We start from the raw sequence: 15,189 nt of genomic DNA, 5'->3' as shown, positions 1-15,189 counted from the left end.
TCATTGCGGCTGCGGTTCGCCGCGCAGCCTGTCCAACATCTGCAGGGTTGCCGGTAGCAGATTCATGATGCCGTGATAGGCGCAGTATTCACAAAAAGCTTCCTCCGGACTCATGGCGGTGATGCTGGCGTCCGAGTGTCCGCGGCGGCGCAGTGCGCGTAAGCAGGCTGCGTCCATATTCCTGGCGTTCATGCGCTGTTTCCCTTTCGAATAAGTGGGTTGAATATCATGTTGTGAAGCAATTATATGCTCAAAATAGTTCTGTGTGGCAACTATATTGGATTTTCTTAATTACTGGAAGCATTTTGCTACGATGGCGCCGCCGCATCGGGCGCAGGAGGAAGGTGGGGATGCGCAACGGCGGGCGCCGTTGCGCAGGGGATGGAACCGGGCGTGACTCAGGCAGCGGCTTGCTGCGCCGGTGCGGCCAGGGTGTTGCGGTTGAGGCGCCACAGCAGCGCCAGGCCGACCAGCGAGGTGCCGACCACGACATAGCCCACCACGTCGAAGTTCTGCAAGCGGCCGGTCGCGCTTTGCGTGACGATGTGGCCGGCCAGCACCGACGCCAGGCCGCCCGACAGCTGCTGGATCGACGCGCTGATGGCGTTGAACGAGCCGCGCTGGGTCTGCGCCGGCACCGAGGCCATCATGGCCTGGAACGGGATCATGCGCGAGAAGATCCCGATGAACATCACCGTATTGACGATGATGAGCACCACCAGCGACGTCGGACCCAGGTGGGTGTAGACCAGCACCATGGTGATGGTCAGCGCGGTGCCGAACAGGAAGACGCGGAACTTGCCCAGCGCATCGGCCGCCTTGCCGACCATGGGGCCGACGAAGATGGTGCACAGGCCCGTGACGAGGTAGACCGTCGGCAGGTGTTGCAGGGCTATGCCCAGGTTGTTGACCACGTAGGCGCTGCCGAACGGCATCAGCATGAAGCCGCCGGTGGTCAGCAGGGCGGTGGTGGCGAAGGCCAGCAGGTAGCGGCGCTCGGTCACGGTGTGGAACAGGTGCATCCAGGCGCTGTGCTCCTGCGGCTTGCCCAGGTGGCTGTTGACCGGCTGCAGTTTCCACGCCACCAGCAGGCCGCCGGCCAGGCCGAACGCCGCCATGGCGACGAAGGGGATGTGCCAGTTCCACTTGCTCGACAGGTAGATGCCGGCCGGGATGCCCAGCACCTGGCTGGCGGCGAACGCGGTCTGGATCAAGCCCATGACGCGGCCGCGCTGCTGCGCTGCGAACAGGTCGGTGGCGATGGCCAGCACGACCGAGCCGATGACACCGCCGAACAGGCCGGTGACGATGCGCGCGGCCAGCAGCGATTCAAAGCTCTGCGCCAGGCCGCACCACAGCGTGCCCAGGATGAAGCCGGTGTAGAAGAACAGCAGCAGCTTCTTGCGGTCGAAGCGGTCGGCGAAACCGGCGGTCAGCAGGCCGGAAGCGCCGGCGCTGAAGGCGTAGGCCGACACCACCAGGCCGAACTGCTTGGGGCCGATGTTCAGCGCCGGCATGATGACCGCGCCGAGCGGCGACATCAGCATGAAGTCCAGGATGACGGCGAATTGCAGGAAGGCCAGCATCGCCACCACAGCTTTTTGGTAGCCGCTAAACGGCGTCGGTACGGGTTTGGTCATAGGTCTTTTGGTTCTTTGTTGGGCCGGCAGAAGCCGTGTCGGTCTTTGTGAAACTGGGCCCGCTCTTCAGGCGTCATCGCCTGCCAGCGCTGCCAGCGTTCGCGGCCGCCGTGGCGGTGGCCGTGGCGTCCGTGGAAGCCGCCGAACAGGATGCGGCATAGTACCAGCAAGCCCAGCGCGCGCCAGTAGTCGATTTGCAGGCTGCCGGCGAACAGGCCGGGCATGACCCAGTTCCACAACAGCATCACGACCCATCCGAGCAGGGCGACTCCGGCGAGGACCAGGGGCAGGAACAGCAGTTTCTTTTTCATTTCAGATTCTCCTTTCTAACATCATTCGTTGTCGTACAGGGTTTGCAGCCGCGTGCGCAGGTACAGCACCGCGTAGCGTTTGCGCGCCAATAAGGTGTTGACCGAGGTGCCGCTTTGCGCGGCCATTTCCTTGAAGCTGACGCCGTCCAGTTCGTGCGCGACGAACACCTCGCGCTGACTGGCCGGCAATTCTTCCAGCGCCGTTTGCAGTTCTTCCAGCAGCACGGAGCGGGCGTAGGCGTCTTCCGGGCTGCCGTCGGCCGAGGGCAGCAGCAGGTCGAGGCGGCAGTCCTCGCCGTCGTCGTCGGTCATGTCGTCGAGCCGCACCTCTTTCTTCTTGCGGAAGCGGTCGATGATGCGATTGCGCGCGACCCGGAACAGCCAGGCGCTGACTTGTTCGATCGGCTCCGGCAGGCGGTAGGCCTGGACGAACTCGTAGAAGACGTCCTGCAGGATGTCGTCCGCATCGGTCGGATCGCGGACGCGGCTGCGGATGAAATGCCCGAGGCGCGAGCGTTCCCGCAGTACGGTTGCTGCGATGTCCTGCTCGGTGGTTGAGTTCGGTGGTGTCATTGCTTGGTAGACGACTCACGGCTGCTTATATTGTGGCAACTTGCAGAAATAATTATTTATACAATTGATAAGCTGGTGTAAAACGTCACCATACTCCAACCGGGACAAGGCCATGCAGCTTTCCAACTATCTTTTCTTTACGACGATGTGCGAACCGGCGCTGGCGTTTTATGCGCGCTGCGGGCTGGGCCAGATCACCGATGTGTTGCGCTATGGCGTGGACGGCATGCCGGTCCACAACGAAGCCATGCGCGGCCGCATCATGCACGCGAAGTTCGAGGGACCGGGCGTGTTGTTCTTTGCCTCGGACAACGACGATGCCGAACCCATGCGCGGCTCGTCGCATATTCTGCAGATGAACGACAGGCAGCAGACCGAGCAGCTGTTCGCGCGCCTGGCCCAGGATGGCAAGGTGACGACGCCGCTGGCCATGCAGCCTTGGGGCGATTACTACGGCAAGCTGACCGATCAATTCGGCGTGCAGTGGATGCTGAATTGTTCGGTTTAATTTAAGCGCGAGCGCCGATGTTCCAGCAGGCGGCAGTGTAGCGTACTTGGCCGTTGTCGATGTAGGGCGCGAAGCCGGCGCGGGCGGCGATGCCGACTTGCCGGCGCGTGTGCTCGTCGGCCGTCTGCAGCAGCCTGCCGACCGGGCCCATCTGGGTGGCGTAGCGCTCCAGCTCCGTTTCTGGGAAGTTGCACGCGACGTCGAGCGGCTGGATATCGATGTCGCGCCAGCCGGCCTGTTCCAGTATTGCCTGCACGCGGTGGCGGTCGGCGAAGCCGAACTGGCCGGGTTCGTTCGGCACGCGGGGCGGCAGCTGGGGCAGCAGGTGCGCCGCGCTGCGCTCGGCGGCGGTCATGAAGGGATTTTCTTCCGGGCTGCGCCAGGCGATCATGCGCAGCGTGGCGCCGTCGCGCGCGGCCAGCCGCAGATTGCGGAAGGCGGCGACTGGATCGTCGAAGAACATCACGCCGAAGCGCGAGATGATGGCGTCGTAGCTGGCCGGTTCGAAGGCGTGGCGTTGCGCGTCGTCCTGGATGAAGGCGGCGGAGGAGCGGCTGTGTGCGGCGCGTTCGCGGGCGGAGGCCAGCATGGGGCCGGAAATATCGATGCCGGTGCAGTGGCCGTCCGGGCCCAGTTGGCGAGCGGCGGCCAGCGTGGTGGCGCCGGTGCCGCAGCCCACGTCCAGCAGGCGGCGCGCGTTGGCGGGCAGCGATTGCACCAGCAGGTCTTCGAAGGGCTGGTACATGCGGTCGAGCAGGTTTTGTGTCGCGACCCAGGTGTGGCCGGCCGCGCCTTGCCACATGGCGTTTTGTTGTGAGTTCATGATGGGGCCTTTCGCTTGTTGGGGAGTAGGGAAGGTGCTACTGTGCCACTTCAAGTCAACTTGAGGTCAAGCGATGGCGAGCATGGACATAGCGGAAGTGGCCCGGATCTCCGGCATGCCGGCGTCTGCGCTGCGATATTATGAAGAAAAAGGACTGATCGTGTCGGTCGGCAGGCGAGGTCTGCGGCGGCTGTTCGATGATGGCGTGCTGGAGAAGCTGGCGTTGATTGCCTTGGGGCGCGCGTCCGGTTTCTCGCTGGACGAGATTGGCGGCATGTTCGGGCCTGATGGCGACTTGCGGATTGATCGCCAGTTGTTGGTGGCGAAGGCGGATGAGCTGGACCGCACGATCAAAAAGCTGGCCTCCATGCGCGACGGCTTGCGTCACGCGGCGGTGTGCAAGGCGGCCAACCATCTGGAGTGTCCGACCTTCCGCCGCATCCTTCGGATCACGGCCAGGAAATAAGCAAGCTTATTTCTCCACGGAGGAATGAAATGGTGTCGTTACTTGGCCAGGAGAGCTTGACCTGGCACCGGACGCCATGCACGACGAGATCCGGCGTAAGGGGGGCTGGATTTTGACCTGAACCGTGCTTTATTCATACGTCCCTGAGACCCCTCGCACCCAACGCAAAAAGCCCCCGCCGGCACTGGTCGCGATCTTGATCGCGTCCAGGCCGGCGGGGGCTTTTTAGTTCAGCTGGCTACCGATTAACGGTCGCCGTAGCTGCGGCGTGCGCCGTCGGTGCTGCGTGGGTTGCTGCCTTTGTAGCCGCCGCCGGTGCTGCCTTCCTTGCGCGGTGCGCCTGGCTTGCTGAACGTGCGCTGGCCCGATGGCTTGGCGCCGCCGCGGTTGTCGCCTGGCTTCCAGCCGCCTGGACGTGGCGACGAACGCGATGCCGACGCGGTCTTCTTAGGCTCGTAGCCTTCGATGACGTTGACCGGAATCAGCTGCTTGGTGAAGCGCTCGATGCGCTTGACGTTCATGCCTTCAGCGTGGTTCACCAGCGAGATCGCCAGACCGTTGCGGCCGGCACGGCCGGTACGGCCGATGCGGTGCACGTAGTCTTCTGGGAACTTCGGCAGGTCGTAGTTAAACACGTGGGTGATGGTCGGAACGTCGATACCGCGAGCGGCGACGTCGGTGGCGATCAGGATCTTGACCTGGCCGCGACGCAGGCTGTCCAGCGTACGGTTACGGGCGCCCTGGTGCATGTCGCCATGCAGTGCGGCAGCCGAGAAACCGGCGATGTTCAGACGGTCGGCGATGGTGTCGGCGTCACGCTTGGTGGCGGTGAAGACCACGGCCTGGTCCAGCGAGTCGTCGCGCAACAGGTGGTCCAGCAGGCGGTTCTTGTGCGACAGGTCGTCGACGAAGTGCACGCGCTGGGTGATGTTCTCATGCTTGTTGGCGGCGCTGACGATCTGGATGATCTGCGGATCTTTGGTGATGCGGCGGGCCATGTTGCCAACCACGCCGTCCAGCGTGGCCGAGAACAGCATGGTCTGGCGGGTCGACGGGGTTGCGTCGACGATCTTCTCGATGTCGTCGATGAAGCCCATGTCCAGCATGCGGTCGGCTTCGTCCAGCACCAGGATTTCCAGTTGCGAGAAGTCGATCTTGCCCGATTCCATGTGGTCGATCAGACGGCCTGGGGTTGCCACCAGAATCTCAGGATTCTTGGCCAGCAGTTGCATCTGTTTTGGATATGGCATACCGCCCAGGATCGACACGGCCTTGATGCGGCGCAGGTTGACGCTGTACTTGTCGGTATTGGTGGTGACTTGCAGGGCCAGTTCGCGGGTTGGGGTCAACACCAGCATTTTTGGCTGTGCAGCTTTGAAACGTGGGCGCTCGCCACGGGCACGGGCGGCTTGCATTTCTTGATTTGGAGTCTTGCCGGCGGCTGCCGGGTCGATCTCGGACAAACGGTGCAGCGACGGCAGCATGAACGCTGCAGTCTTGCCGGAACCGGTTTGCGAGGAAACCAACAAGTCCTTGCCTGCGATAGCGGCAGGGATGGCCTGCTGCTGTACTGGAGTCGGCGCGGTGTAGCCGGCGTCGGTCAGGGCTTTAATGATGGACGTGTTGAGACCAAGTGCTTCAAATGTCATGCTGTTCTTTCGTAAAAAACCGGCGTTCGTGCAAAAGCCGAACGCGAAATAGCTACGCCTACCAAAACGAAATGACTCAATCAAAATCGAAAGAAATTTCGGCACAAAAGCTTTGCGCCGGGACGGTGTCAGGTGCGACACCAAAGGCGGGAGGGCTTTAATAGCGACATCAGGGTGATGCGCTAAGGCTTGCGAAGCTGCTAGTAATACCTGGCTGAACAATCGGCGCTGCTTTTGTTGCAGCGCGCTCATTGCAGCGCACAGGCAACACTATACAGCAGTTGCCCCTCGCTGTATAGGTCAAAGCATTTCTATTGTGCAGCGCCGCAGTTATTTATATGATAATTTTATGGTTTTGATTGGGATGGGCGATGCGAATTCTTTGGGGTGTGTCGATGATGCTTGCGGCGGCGCAGGCCGCCGCCGGGCCGGTGACGGAGTTGCAGCCGCAGCAGCTGGAGGCGTTTATCGCCAGGCACGAGTATGTGGTAGTGCAGCTGACCTCGCCCGATCCGGGCTGCGGCTATTGCAAGGGCGCCGACCAGACTTTCGATCAGGCCGCAGCCTTGCCGCACCAGCCGGCGCTGGCCTTCGTGCGGGTGCAGTGGACGCCGTGGCGCAAGATTCCCGATTTCAGCAAGCTGATGAAGGTCTACGGCGTGCCGACGCAGTATGTCTTCAACAAGGGCAAGCTGCTGGGCGATATCAGCGGCCGTCCGCCGGCGGCGCCGGCCTTCCTGGCGAAGATCGACGAGGTGATCGCCGATCCGCCCGCCGACCGGGTGGCGGCCGAGCCGCAGGCCGCGGCGCCGGAGGCGCCGTCGGTCCCGCTCACCGCGGCGGAGCAGGGCGCTTTGCGGCAGATGATACGGCGCGACGCCCTGAAGCAGGTGACGGGCATGTGCGCCAACCGCTTCCCCGACCATGCCAGGGCCTATCAGGACGCTTTGCAGGCCTGGAGCGGCGCCCGCCAGGCGGGCCTGAACCAGGCCGCCACGCTGATGCTGGCGCGCACCAGCCGCGCCGATGCGGCTGTCATGGGCAAGCTGGTGGACGAGGAGCAGAAGGCCATGCAGGCCTGGCATACGGGCAAGCTGGGGCTGTCGATGCAAAAGGCGCCGGTGCTGGCCGATTGCGACAAGATCGCCGCCGGGATGAAAGAGCTGCCGTGAGCTGCGCCTGGCTTGCAAAACCGTAGTGCGCATGCGTCTGCACGGTTCGGTGCGCGGCACTTGATGGTATAAAAATTACAATTTATACTGCTGAGGCTGGTACACGCACATTGCTACTTATAACTCAAGGGATGCACAATGAAACTGAAATCGACCTTGCTGGCCGCTGCGCTGGCGATGGCTGCGCATGCGGGCGCGGCCGAATTGATCACCAACGGCAGCTTCGAAGCCGGCAGCATCGTCGTCAATCACAGCGATGCCGGCGCGCAGCAGCTGTTCAGCGGCGACAGCTCCACGCTGGCCGGCTGGACCGTCATCGGCGGCAATGACGTCGCCTGGATCGGCCTGGGCAATCCGTATGCGATCAACGCGTCGGATGGCAACAACTTCCTCGACCTGACCGGCTGGCACGACCAGAGCTCGACCGGCGGCGGCGTCAAGCAGACCATCGCCACCACGGCGGGCGCGACCTACACGCTCAGCTTCGATATCGGCAATTCGATCAACTACAACTACGGCATCAACGACAGCCTGTTCGTCACGGCCGGCAGTGTGGTGGGGCAGCAGGTCTGGACCACGGTCGGCAACCAGGCCAGCTCGTGGGAGCATGTGACGCTGTCCTTCGTGGCCAGCGGCGCCACCACCGACGTGTCCTTCGCCGGCGGCCAGGCCGTGTGGTACATCGGCCTGGACAACGTCAGCGTGACGGCCGTGCCGGAGCCATCGTCGGCGCTGATGCTGGGCGCCGGCCTGCTGGGCATGGGCGCCTGGCTGCGCCGCCGCCGCGGCTGATCTTCTGGCCAGCCAATAAAAAACGCCCTGCATGCAGGGCGTTTTGCTTGGGCGGGGCGGGCAGGGCTTAGGTGTAGTCTTCCGCGTTCAGGCCCATGACGTGCGAGAAGCCGCCGTCGACGTAGGTGATCTCGCCGGTGATGCCGGAGGCCAGGTCGGACAGCATGAAGGCGGCGGTGTTGCCCACTTCTTCGATCGTCACGTTGCGGCGCAGCGGGGCGTGCGACGAGGCAAAGCCCAGCAGCTTGCCGAAGTCCTTGATGCCGGACGCGGCCAGGGTCTTGATCGGGCCGGCGGAGATGCCGTTGGCGCGGATGCCCAGCTTGCCCAGGTTCTCGGCCAGGTAGCGTACCGACGCTTCCAGCGATGCCTTGGCCAGGCCCATGGTGTTGTAGTAAGGGATGGCACGCACCGCGCCCAGGTAGGACAGGGTCAGCAGCGACGAGCCTTCCTTGAGCAGCGGCAGCGCGGCCTTGGCCATCGCCGGGAAGCTGTAGGCCGAGATGTCGTGGGCGATGCGGAAGTTCTCGCGGGTCAGGCCGTCCAGGAACTCGCCGGCGATCGCTTCGCGCGGCGCGAAGCCGATCGCGTGCACCAGGCCGTCCAGCTGCGACCAGCTCTTGCCCAGGTCGGCGAACAGCGCGGCGATCTGCTCGTCGCTGCCGACGTCGCAGTCGTACACCAGGGTGCTGCCGAATTCGGCGGCAAATTCAGTGATGCGGTCTTTGAAGCGTTCGCCGACGTAGGTGAACGCCAGTTCGGCGCCTTCGCGATGGCAGGCCTTGGCGATACCGTATGCGATGGAACGGTTCGACAGCAAACCAGTGATGAGGATTTTTTTGCCTTGCAAGAACGCCATAGTGACTCCGATTGCAACTGCGCGCCCTGGCTTGCCTTTTGGCAGGCTGGCTGGCGACGTCAGTGGGGTTGTTATTGATGTGAGAGGCCCGTTGCCGGCCGCTGCAAGACCAAGATTGTAGGGCGAGTGGGCCGCGACTGCAACCTTTGATCGCGGTCCCGGCCACGGCGCCATGCGCCGCAAGCGGGACCGGACGGGCTTTAACGCTCGTTTTTGCGGCGGGACTTGCCTTTGGCGGCATCGTGCGATACGCGCGCCTTGACCAGTGCGACCGGGCTGGATTTGGCGGCCTTGCCGCCCTTGGCCAGTTTGTAGCCGGCCTTGCTGGTGGTGCGCTCGCGCTCGGCTTCGAAGGCGACGGTGGCGTTGCGCTCAACGTCCGCCGGGATGTCCACGCTGGCCGAGGTCGAGATCTTCGGCACCAGGATGGTGGAGCCGGCTTTCAACATCGACTTCTGCGGAATGTTGTTGGCCTGGCGGATGACTTCCGGCGTGGTGTGGAAGCGCGAGGCCAGCGTGCCGATGCTTTCGCGGGCGGTGGTGATCTTGTGCGTGGTCCAGGTCGACAGATCCTTGCCCCATTGCGCCAGGTTCAGGTGGAACTTGTCGGCGTTTTCCTTCGGCAGCAGGATCTTGGTCTGCTCGTCGCCGGTGATGACCGGGCGCTTGAACTGCGGGTTCAGCGCCTTGAACTCGTCGACCGACAGCTCGGCCAAGTGGGCGGCGATGGTCAGGTCGATGTCGCTGGTCTTGTCGACGGCGGTGAAGTAGGGCGTGTTGTCGATGGCCGGCAGGTTCAGGCCGTACTGCGCCGGGTTGGCGATGATGTTCTTGACCGCCTGCAGCTTGGGCACGTAGTTGCGGGTTTCGGCCGGCATCAGTTCGGCCAGGCTTTCGAAGTCGGTCGGCTTGCCGGCGGCCTGGTTGCGCTTGATGGCCTTCTGCACCGAGCCCTCGCCCCAGTTGTAGGCGGCCAGCGCCAGCTGCCAGTCGCCGAACATGTCGTACAGCCGCTGCAGGTAGCTCAGCGCGGCGTCGGTCGAGGCCAGCACGCCGCGGCGCTCGTCCTTGAAGGCGTCCTGCTTGAGGTTGTAGTCGCGGCCGGTGCCCGGCACGAACTGCCACATGCCGGCGGCGTTGGCGCTGGACAGCGCTTGCGGGTTGAACGCGGATTCGATGAAGGGCAGCAGCGCCAGCTCGGTCGGCATGCCGCGCTTTTCCAGCTCGGTGACGACGTGGAACAGGTAGCGCGAGGCGCGCGCCGTGGTGCGGGCGATATAGTCGGGACGGGTGGCGTACCAGTTGACGTGCTTGCCGACCAGGTCGTTATTAATGTCCGGGATCGCGTAGCCGCTGCGGATGCGGCCCCAGACGTCTTTTTCGCGGAAAGCGTCATCCTCGGCCAGCTTGACCGGTTTGTTGGCTTTCAGGGAAGAGACATCGAGGGAGGGAGACTTGGCTAATGCGTTCGGCAGGGCGGACAGCGGCAGGGACGCCGCCGGCGGCAGGCCCGGCGCTTCATCGTGGGCCTGGCTGATCGCCGGCGCCATCAGCGCCAGCAAGGTGGCCAGGGCCGCGGATTTGGAAATTCGTGCTTGCATAGTTTTCCATTGTTGCCGACGAGTAACATCGGACGGACTATGAATAAACGTGGAGTGTACGAAGGTCGCCCGGTGGAGTCAAGAAATATGTCAGGCGGATGACTAATTCTTTTACGCAATAGTTCTATGTAAATAAGCCGGAGATCGCTGCAAAATGGCTGAAGTATGAGTTCCCGCAAAGAGTGCGTACAATTCTGTTTTTGAGCAGTCACCAAGGAATTGAATTATGAGTAGCCCCGCCATCGATCACGACGCCGTCATCGCCGAGACCGTCAACTGGGTGGAGAAGGCCGTCATCGGCCTGAACCTGTGTCCGTTTGCCAAGGCCGTGCATGTGAAGAAGCAGATCCGCTACGTGGTCTGCGAGGCCGACACGCCGGAAGCGCTGCTGGAAAAGCTGATGGAAGAGCTGGAGTACCTGGCCGAAGCCGATCCGGAAAAAGTCGACACGACGATGATCATGCATCCGAACGTGCTGGCCGATTTCGAGGATTACAACGAATTCCTCGACGTGGCCGACGCCGCGCTGGAAGAGATGGAGCTGGACGGCATCCTGCAGGTGGCCAGCTTCCACCCGGACTACCAGTTCGCCGACACCCACAAGAACGACATCGAGAACTACACCAACCGCTCGCCGTATCCGACGCTGCACCTGCTGCGCGAGGATAGCGTGGAGCGCGCGGTGGAGGCCTTCCCGGAAGCGGGCGACATCTTCGAAAAGAACATCGAGACGCTGCGCGCGCTGGGCCACGACGCCTGGGACAAGCTGTTGCAGGTGAAATGATGGGGGATTTGCCGGTACGGCCGGACACGCCCTGCGTGGCGGTCTGCTCCACCACCTTCGACGAAATCTGTCGCGGCTGCGGCCGCTCGGTGGTGGAGGTGGCGCACTGGGTCTCCATGAGCGCTGAACAGAAGGAACTGGTGTGGCAGCGCATCCTGGCGCAGGGCTACCCGCGCCGGAATACCTGATTCAGCAGCCGATCAATAGGTGCCGATGAAGTTCTTCTTGCCGATGTCCAGGCCGTTGTGGCGCAGGATGTCGTAGGCCGTGGTGGCGTGGAAGAAGAAGTGCGGCAGCGCGTAGTGGAACAGATAGGTCTGGCCGGTGAAGTGCTTGGTCTTCTCGCCGCTGCCGGTGGTGATCTCGCGCGTTTCGCTGCCTTCGATGGCGCTGGCCGGCACGCTGTCGATGTAGGCCAGGGTCTTGACGATGCGGGCCTTCAGCTCGGCGAAGCTGGTTTCGGTGTCCTCGTACGACGGCACTTCCAGGCCGCCCAGGCGGGCTGCGGCGCCTTTCGAGAAGTCGCAGGCGATCTGGATCTGGCGGGTGAACGGCAGCATGTCCGGGAACAGGCGGAACTGAAGCAGCGCGTTAGGTTCGATTTTCTTCTCGGCCGCGTGCGTCTCGGCCTTGTCGAGGATGACCAGCAGGCTGTTCAGGATCTGCTTGAACACTGGAATGGAAGCGGAATACATGGAAAAAGTGGTCATGGCAAGGTCCTCAGTTGAAATGAGTCGCGATGATAGCGCGCCTGTGGGTTTTTTGCTGGCGCGGTGACTTTTACCGCATTTTCCGTGCATAATTCCAGTTAGAAAGCTTAAAGTTTGCGCTATTACCCAATTACAGACAGATGATGCAAACTTATCACTCGCGACCGGTGCATGATTAGCGCCGTTTACCAAAAGATGCGTGCCCGGCTCAGCGCCTTGTACGGTCTATCCATCTATGGCGCGCTGTTACTGGTGGTGTTTGGCGGCCTGGTGATCCCGGCCATCATCGGCAGCTATCTGCTGATCGGCGTGCACGAGCAGAAATCGGCGCGCGTGGCGCTGGACGAATCGCTGCAGCGCAACGCCGACATCCTGGCGCTGGGCATGCAGGAATCCCTGTGGAATATGAACGCCGAGTCGGCCCATTCGCTGGTCGAGTCGGTGATGCGCGACCGTTCGGTGCTGCAGGTGGAGGTGGTCGGCCAGGCCGACACCCAGTTCATGAGCGTGCATTCGCCGCGCCAGGCGGCCGGCAATGTCTACCGCGCCGAGCGCGAGATCCTGGTGCGCGGCGAGCGCATCGGCCGCATCACGGTCGAGATGGACGACGCCCGCAGCCAGCAGGAGCTGCGCGAGAAGCAGCTGTCCTATGTGTTCGTGCTGGCGGCGCAGCTGATGGTGTCGCTGCTGCTGATCGTGCTGTTCCTCAATTCCCGCCTGATCAAGCCGCTGCGCAAGCTGATGCGCTTTTCCGACCGCCTGTCGCACGGCGATTTCGAGACGCGGCTGGACCTGGTCGGCAGCGACGAGCTGGGCCGCCTGGCCACGCAGCTGGAGCAGATGCGGGTGGCGATCAAGCGCCTGTTCGAGGACATCGGCCAGCGCGAGGAACGCTTCCGCACCATCGTCACGCAGGTGCCGGGCGCGGTGTTCCGCTTCCGCCCCGACGGCCCGATCGACTTCGTGTCGGACGCCATCGAAGAGATTTCCGGCTATTCCGCCGCGCAGTTCATGCGCAGCACCACCCATTCCTGGACCAACCTGATCGCGCCGGAAGACCGCAAGAAGCAGCGCCGCAGCGTGTCCGAGGCGATCCGCAACGGCCAGTCCTACGAGGTCGAGTACCGCATCCTCGACGCCGCCGGCACCGAGCGCTGGGTGGCCGAGAACGGCCAGCCGCAGCCGCACGACGGCGAGGGCAACGCGCCCTGGGTCGACGGCATCATCTCCGATATCAGCCAGCGCAAGCACAACGAGATGCGCATCGAGGCCCTGCTGGCCGAGCAGAGCGCCATCCTGGACAACGTGATGTTCGGCGTGATGTTCGTGCGTAACCGCCAGATCGTCTCGGTCAACCGCCGCTGCGAAGAGCTGTTCGGCTACGAGCCGGGCGCGATGACGGGCGCCTCGACCGCGATCGTGTTCCCGAGCTCCTTCGATTTCGAATCGGCCGGCGCGCGCCAGTATCCATCGCTGTCGAAAGGCGACTACTTCAACGAGGAGCGCCACTACCGCCGCAAGGACGGCAGCCTGTTCTGGTGCATGGTCAGCGGCTACGCGCTGGACGACAAGCGCGCCAACGAGGGCAGCATCTGGGTGTATGCCGACATCACCGCGCGCAAGGAAGCGGAAGAAAAGCTGCGCCTGTCGGCCACCGTGATCGAGCACATCGCCGACGGCGTGGTGGTGCTGGACGCGTCCGGCATCATCGTCGCCGTCAACCCGGCGTTCACGCAGATCACCGGCTACACCGAGGCCGAGGCGCTGGGCAAGGACCGCACGCTGACGCGCTCCGGCCGCCACGACGCTGAGTTCTATGCGGCGATGTGGCAGGAGCAGGTGGACAAGGGCTTCTGGCGCGGCGAGATCTGGAACCAGCGCAAGAACGGCGAGCTGTATCTGGAATGGCTGACGGTGAGCGCGGTGCGCGACAGCCGCGGCGAAACCACCCATTACGTCGGCGTGTTCAGCGACATCACCAAGGTCAAGGAATCGCAGGAAAAGCTGGACCACCTGGCCCACCACGATCCGCTGACCGCGCTGCCCAACCGCCTGCTGTTCCACGACCGCCTGCAGCACGCGCTGCAACGCGCCGCGCGCGACGGCGAGCAGCTGGCGCTGCTGTTCATCGACCTGGACCGCTTCAAGAACGTCAACGACACGCTGGGCCACCACATCGGCGACGAGCTGCTCAAGCAGGTCGCCAAGGCCTTGCACGAGCGCCTGCGCGAAGGCGATACGCTGGCCCGCCTGGGCGGCGACGAATTCATCGTCCTGCTGGAGAATATCGAGAACCAGTTCGGCGCCAGCCAGGTGGCCGAGAAGCTGGTGCAGATGTTCGAGCAGCCCTTCATGGTGGCCGGCCACGAGCTGTTCGTCACCTGCAGCGTCGGCATCAGCCTGTTCCCGGATGATGCGGTCGACCTGAATATGCTGATCCGTAACGCCGACGTGGCCATGTACCAGGCCAAGGCGCGCGGCCGCAACGGCTACAGCTTCTACACGCCGTCGATGACGGGCGAGGGCGTCGAACGCCTGCGGCTGGAGACCTTCCTGCGCCGCTCGATCGAGAAGGACGAGATCTTCCTCAACTACCAGCCGCAGGTGGAAATCGATACCGGCCGCCTGATTGGGGTCGAGGCGCTGGTGCGCTGGAACCATCCGGAACTGGGCCTGGTCCCGCCGATCCGCTTCATTCCGCTGGCCGAGGACACGGGCTTCATCAACCAGCTGGGCAAGTGGGTGCTGGAAGAAGCCTGCCGCCAGATGATACGCTGGCAGGCGGCCGGACTGAATGTGCCGAAGATGGCGGTCAACCTGTCGGCCAAGCAGTTCGAGCGCGGCAGCATCGTCAACATGGTGGCCGACATCCTGCGCGAGACCGGGCTGGAGCCGCAGCGCCTGCAACTGGAAGTGACCGAGTCGGTGATCATGAACACCGGCGACGCCATGGTCTTCATCAACGACCTGCATTCGATCGGCGTCGGCCTGGCGATCGACGATTTCGGCACCGGCTACTCGTCGCTGGCTTACCTGAAGCAGCTGCCGGTGCAGACGCTGAAGATCGACCGCTCCTTCATCAAGGATATCTCGACCGACGTCAACGACGAGGCCATCGCCATCGCCATCATCCAGCTGGGCAAGAGCATGAACCTGTCCGTGATCGCGGAAGGGGTGGAGACCGAGGAGCAGGCGGCCTTCCTGCTGCGCCATGGCTGCCATCTGGCGCAGGGCTACTTCTACAGCAAGCCGGTGGCAGCGGACGATATGCTGACCCGCTGGCGCACCTCATAAAAACCGG

16 protein-coding genes are annotated in these 15,189 nt (G+C 63.3%); 7 read left to right on the top strand and 9 right to left on the bottom strand.

Annotation, left to right across the window (positions count from 1 at the left end):
• From DUGA2_RS12090 to DUGA2_RS12075, 4 genes are all read right to left on the bottom strand, one after another.
• On the bottom strand, positions 1 to 192 hold the full coding sequence (locus tag DUGA2_RS12090) for a hypothetical protein (RefSeq protein WP_008447211.1): 192 nt from the start codon (positions 190 to 192) through the stop codon (positions 1 to 3).
• 206 nt (positions 193 to 398) lie between these two features.
• Positions 399 to 1,640: an MFS transporter gene (locus DUGA2_RS12085; RefSeq protein WP_070269358.1), complete on the bottom strand. Its 1,242-nt coding sequence runs from the start codon at positions 1,638 to 1,640 to the stop codon at positions 399 to 401.
• Positions 1,637 to 1,951, bottom strand: coding sequence for a hypothetical protein (locus tag DUGA2_RS12080; RefSeq protein WP_070269357.1), 315 nt, complete (start codon positions 1,949 to 1,951; stop codon positions 1,637 to 1,639). The genes DUGA2_RS12085 and DUGA2_RS12080 overlap by 4 nt, the downstream gene beginning before the upstream one ends.
• 21 nt (positions 1,952 to 1,972) lie before the next feature.
• The gene (locus DUGA2_RS12075; protein ID WP_070269356.1) at positions 1,973 to 2,524 is read right to left on the bottom strand and encodes an RNA polymerase sigma factor; all 552 of its coding nucleotides are present in this window, start codon (positions 2,522 to 2,524) and stop codon (positions 1,973 to 1,975) included.
• Between the two features lie 112 nt (positions 2,525 to 2,636).
• On the opposite strand from DUGA2_RS12075, the gene DUGA2_RS12070 reads away from it, so the two are divergent.
• Positions 2,637 to 3,032, top strand: coding sequence for a VOC family protein (locus tag DUGA2_RS12070; protein ID WP_070269355.1), 396 nt, complete (start codon positions 2,637 to 2,639; stop codon positions 3,030 to 3,032).
• 1 nt (position 3,033) lies between these two features.
• Here DUGA2_RS12070 and DUGA2_RS12065 read toward each other — a convergent pair whose 3' ends face one another.
• A complete protein-coding gene (locus DUGA2_RS12065) occupies positions 3,034 to 3,855 on the bottom strand; it encodes a class I SAM-dependent methyltransferase (RefSeq protein ID WP_070269354.1) in 822 nt (273 codons plus the stop codon).
• Positions 3,856 to 3,928: 73 nt separating this feature from the next.
• On the opposite strand from DUGA2_RS12065, the gene DUGA2_RS12060 reads away from it, so the two are divergent.
• On the top strand, positions 3,929 to 4,321 hold the full coding sequence (locus tag DUGA2_RS12060) for a helix-turn-helix domain-containing protein (RefSeq protein ID WP_070269353.1): 393 nt from the start codon (positions 3,929 to 3,931) through the stop codon (positions 4,319 to 4,321).
• A 245-nt stretch (positions 4,322 to 4,566) separates the two neighbouring features.
• On the opposite strand, the gene DUGA2_RS12055 is transcribed toward DUGA2_RS12060, so the two are convergent.
• Positions 4,567 to 5,970: a DEAD/DEAH box helicase gene (locus DUGA2_RS12055; protein WP_070269352.1), complete on the bottom strand. Its 1,404-nt coding sequence runs from the start codon at positions 5,968 to 5,970 to the stop codon at positions 4,567 to 4,569.
• Positions 5,971 to 6,341: 371 nt separating this feature from the next.
• Between DUGA2_RS12055 and DUGA2_RS12050 the strand changes: the two genes are divergently transcribed.
• Together DUGA2_RS12050 and DUGA2_RS34460 are read left to right on the top strand one after the other, a co-directional pair.
• Positions 6,342 to 7,142 (top strand): thioredoxin family protein, encoded by an 801-nt coding sequence (locus DUGA2_RS12050; RefSeq protein WP_141753243.1) that lies wholly within the window; start codon positions 6,342 to 6,344, stop codon positions 7,140 to 7,142.
• A 138-nt stretch (positions 7,143 to 7,280) separates the two neighbouring features.
• Positions 7,281 to 7,934 (top strand): DUF642 domain-containing protein, encoded by a 654-nt coding sequence (locus DUGA2_RS34460; protein WP_070269502.1) that lies wholly within the window; start codon positions 7,281 to 7,283, stop codon positions 7,932 to 7,934.
• A 67-nt stretch (positions 7,935 to 8,001) separates the two neighbouring features.
• Here DUGA2_RS34460 and fabI read toward each other — a convergent pair whose 3' ends face one another.
• Positions 8,002 to 8,793, bottom strand: coding sequence for an enoyl-ACP reductase FabI (gene fabI / locus DUGA2_RS12040; RefSeq protein WP_070269501.1), 792 nt, complete (start codon positions 8,791 to 8,793; stop codon positions 8,002 to 8,004).
• Positions 8,794 to 8,993: 200 nt separating this feature from the next.
• A complete protein-coding gene (locus DUGA2_RS12035) occupies positions 8,994 to 10,394 on the bottom strand; it encodes a transglycosylase SLT domain-containing protein (RefSeq protein WP_070269500.1) in 1,401 nt (466 codons plus the stop codon).
• Between the two features lie 226 nt (positions 10,395 to 10,620).
• Between DUGA2_RS12035 and DUGA2_RS12030 the strand changes: the two genes are divergently transcribed.
• Together DUGA2_RS12030 and DUGA2_RS12025 are read left to right on the top strand one after the other, a co-directional pair.
• Complete coding sequence (locus DUGA2_RS12030) at positions 10,621 to 11,178, top strand: DUF1415 domain-containing protein (RefSeq protein WP_070269499.1); 558 nt, start codon at positions 10,621 to 10,623, stop codon at positions 11,176 to 11,178.
• Positions 11,175 to 11,366 carry a DUF1289 domain-containing protein gene (locus tag DUGA2_RS12025; protein ID WP_141753242.1) on the top strand — a complete coding sequence of 64 codons (192 nt, stop codon included), beginning with the start codon at positions 11,175 to 11,177 and terminating at the stop codon, positions 11,364 to 11,366. Before DUGA2_RS12030 ends, DUGA2_RS12025 begins: the two co-directional genes overlap by 4 nt.
• Before the next feature lie 12 nt (positions 11,367 to 11,378).
• Here the strand turns inward: DUGA2_RS12025 and DUGA2_RS12020 are convergent, their stop codons facing one another.
• Positions 11,379 to 11,888 (bottom strand): DUF1993 family protein, encoded by a 510-nt coding sequence (locus tag DUGA2_RS12020; protein WP_070269497.1) that lies wholly within the window; start codon positions 11,886 to 11,888, stop codon positions 11,379 to 11,381.
• 171 nt (positions 11,889 to 12,059) lie between these two features.
• Here DUGA2_RS12020 and DUGA2_RS12015 point away from each other — a divergent pair, with 171 nt between their 5' ends.
• Complete coding sequence (locus DUGA2_RS12015) at positions 12,060 to 15,182, top strand: EAL domain-containing protein (protein WP_070269496.1); 3,123 nt, start codon at positions 12,060 to 12,062, stop codon at positions 15,180 to 15,182.
• The last annotated feature ends 7 nt before the right edge of the window (positions 15,183 to 15,189 follow it).

This window comes from Duganella sp. HH101 (assembly GCF_001758795.1).
Classification (GTDB): domain Bacteria; phylum Pseudomonadota; class Gammaproteobacteria; order Burkholderiales; family Burkholderiaceae_D; genus Rugamonas; species Rugamonas rivuli.
Note: the sequence above shows the minus strand (reverse complement) of the source record. Positions and strands in the feature narration are given on the sequence as shown.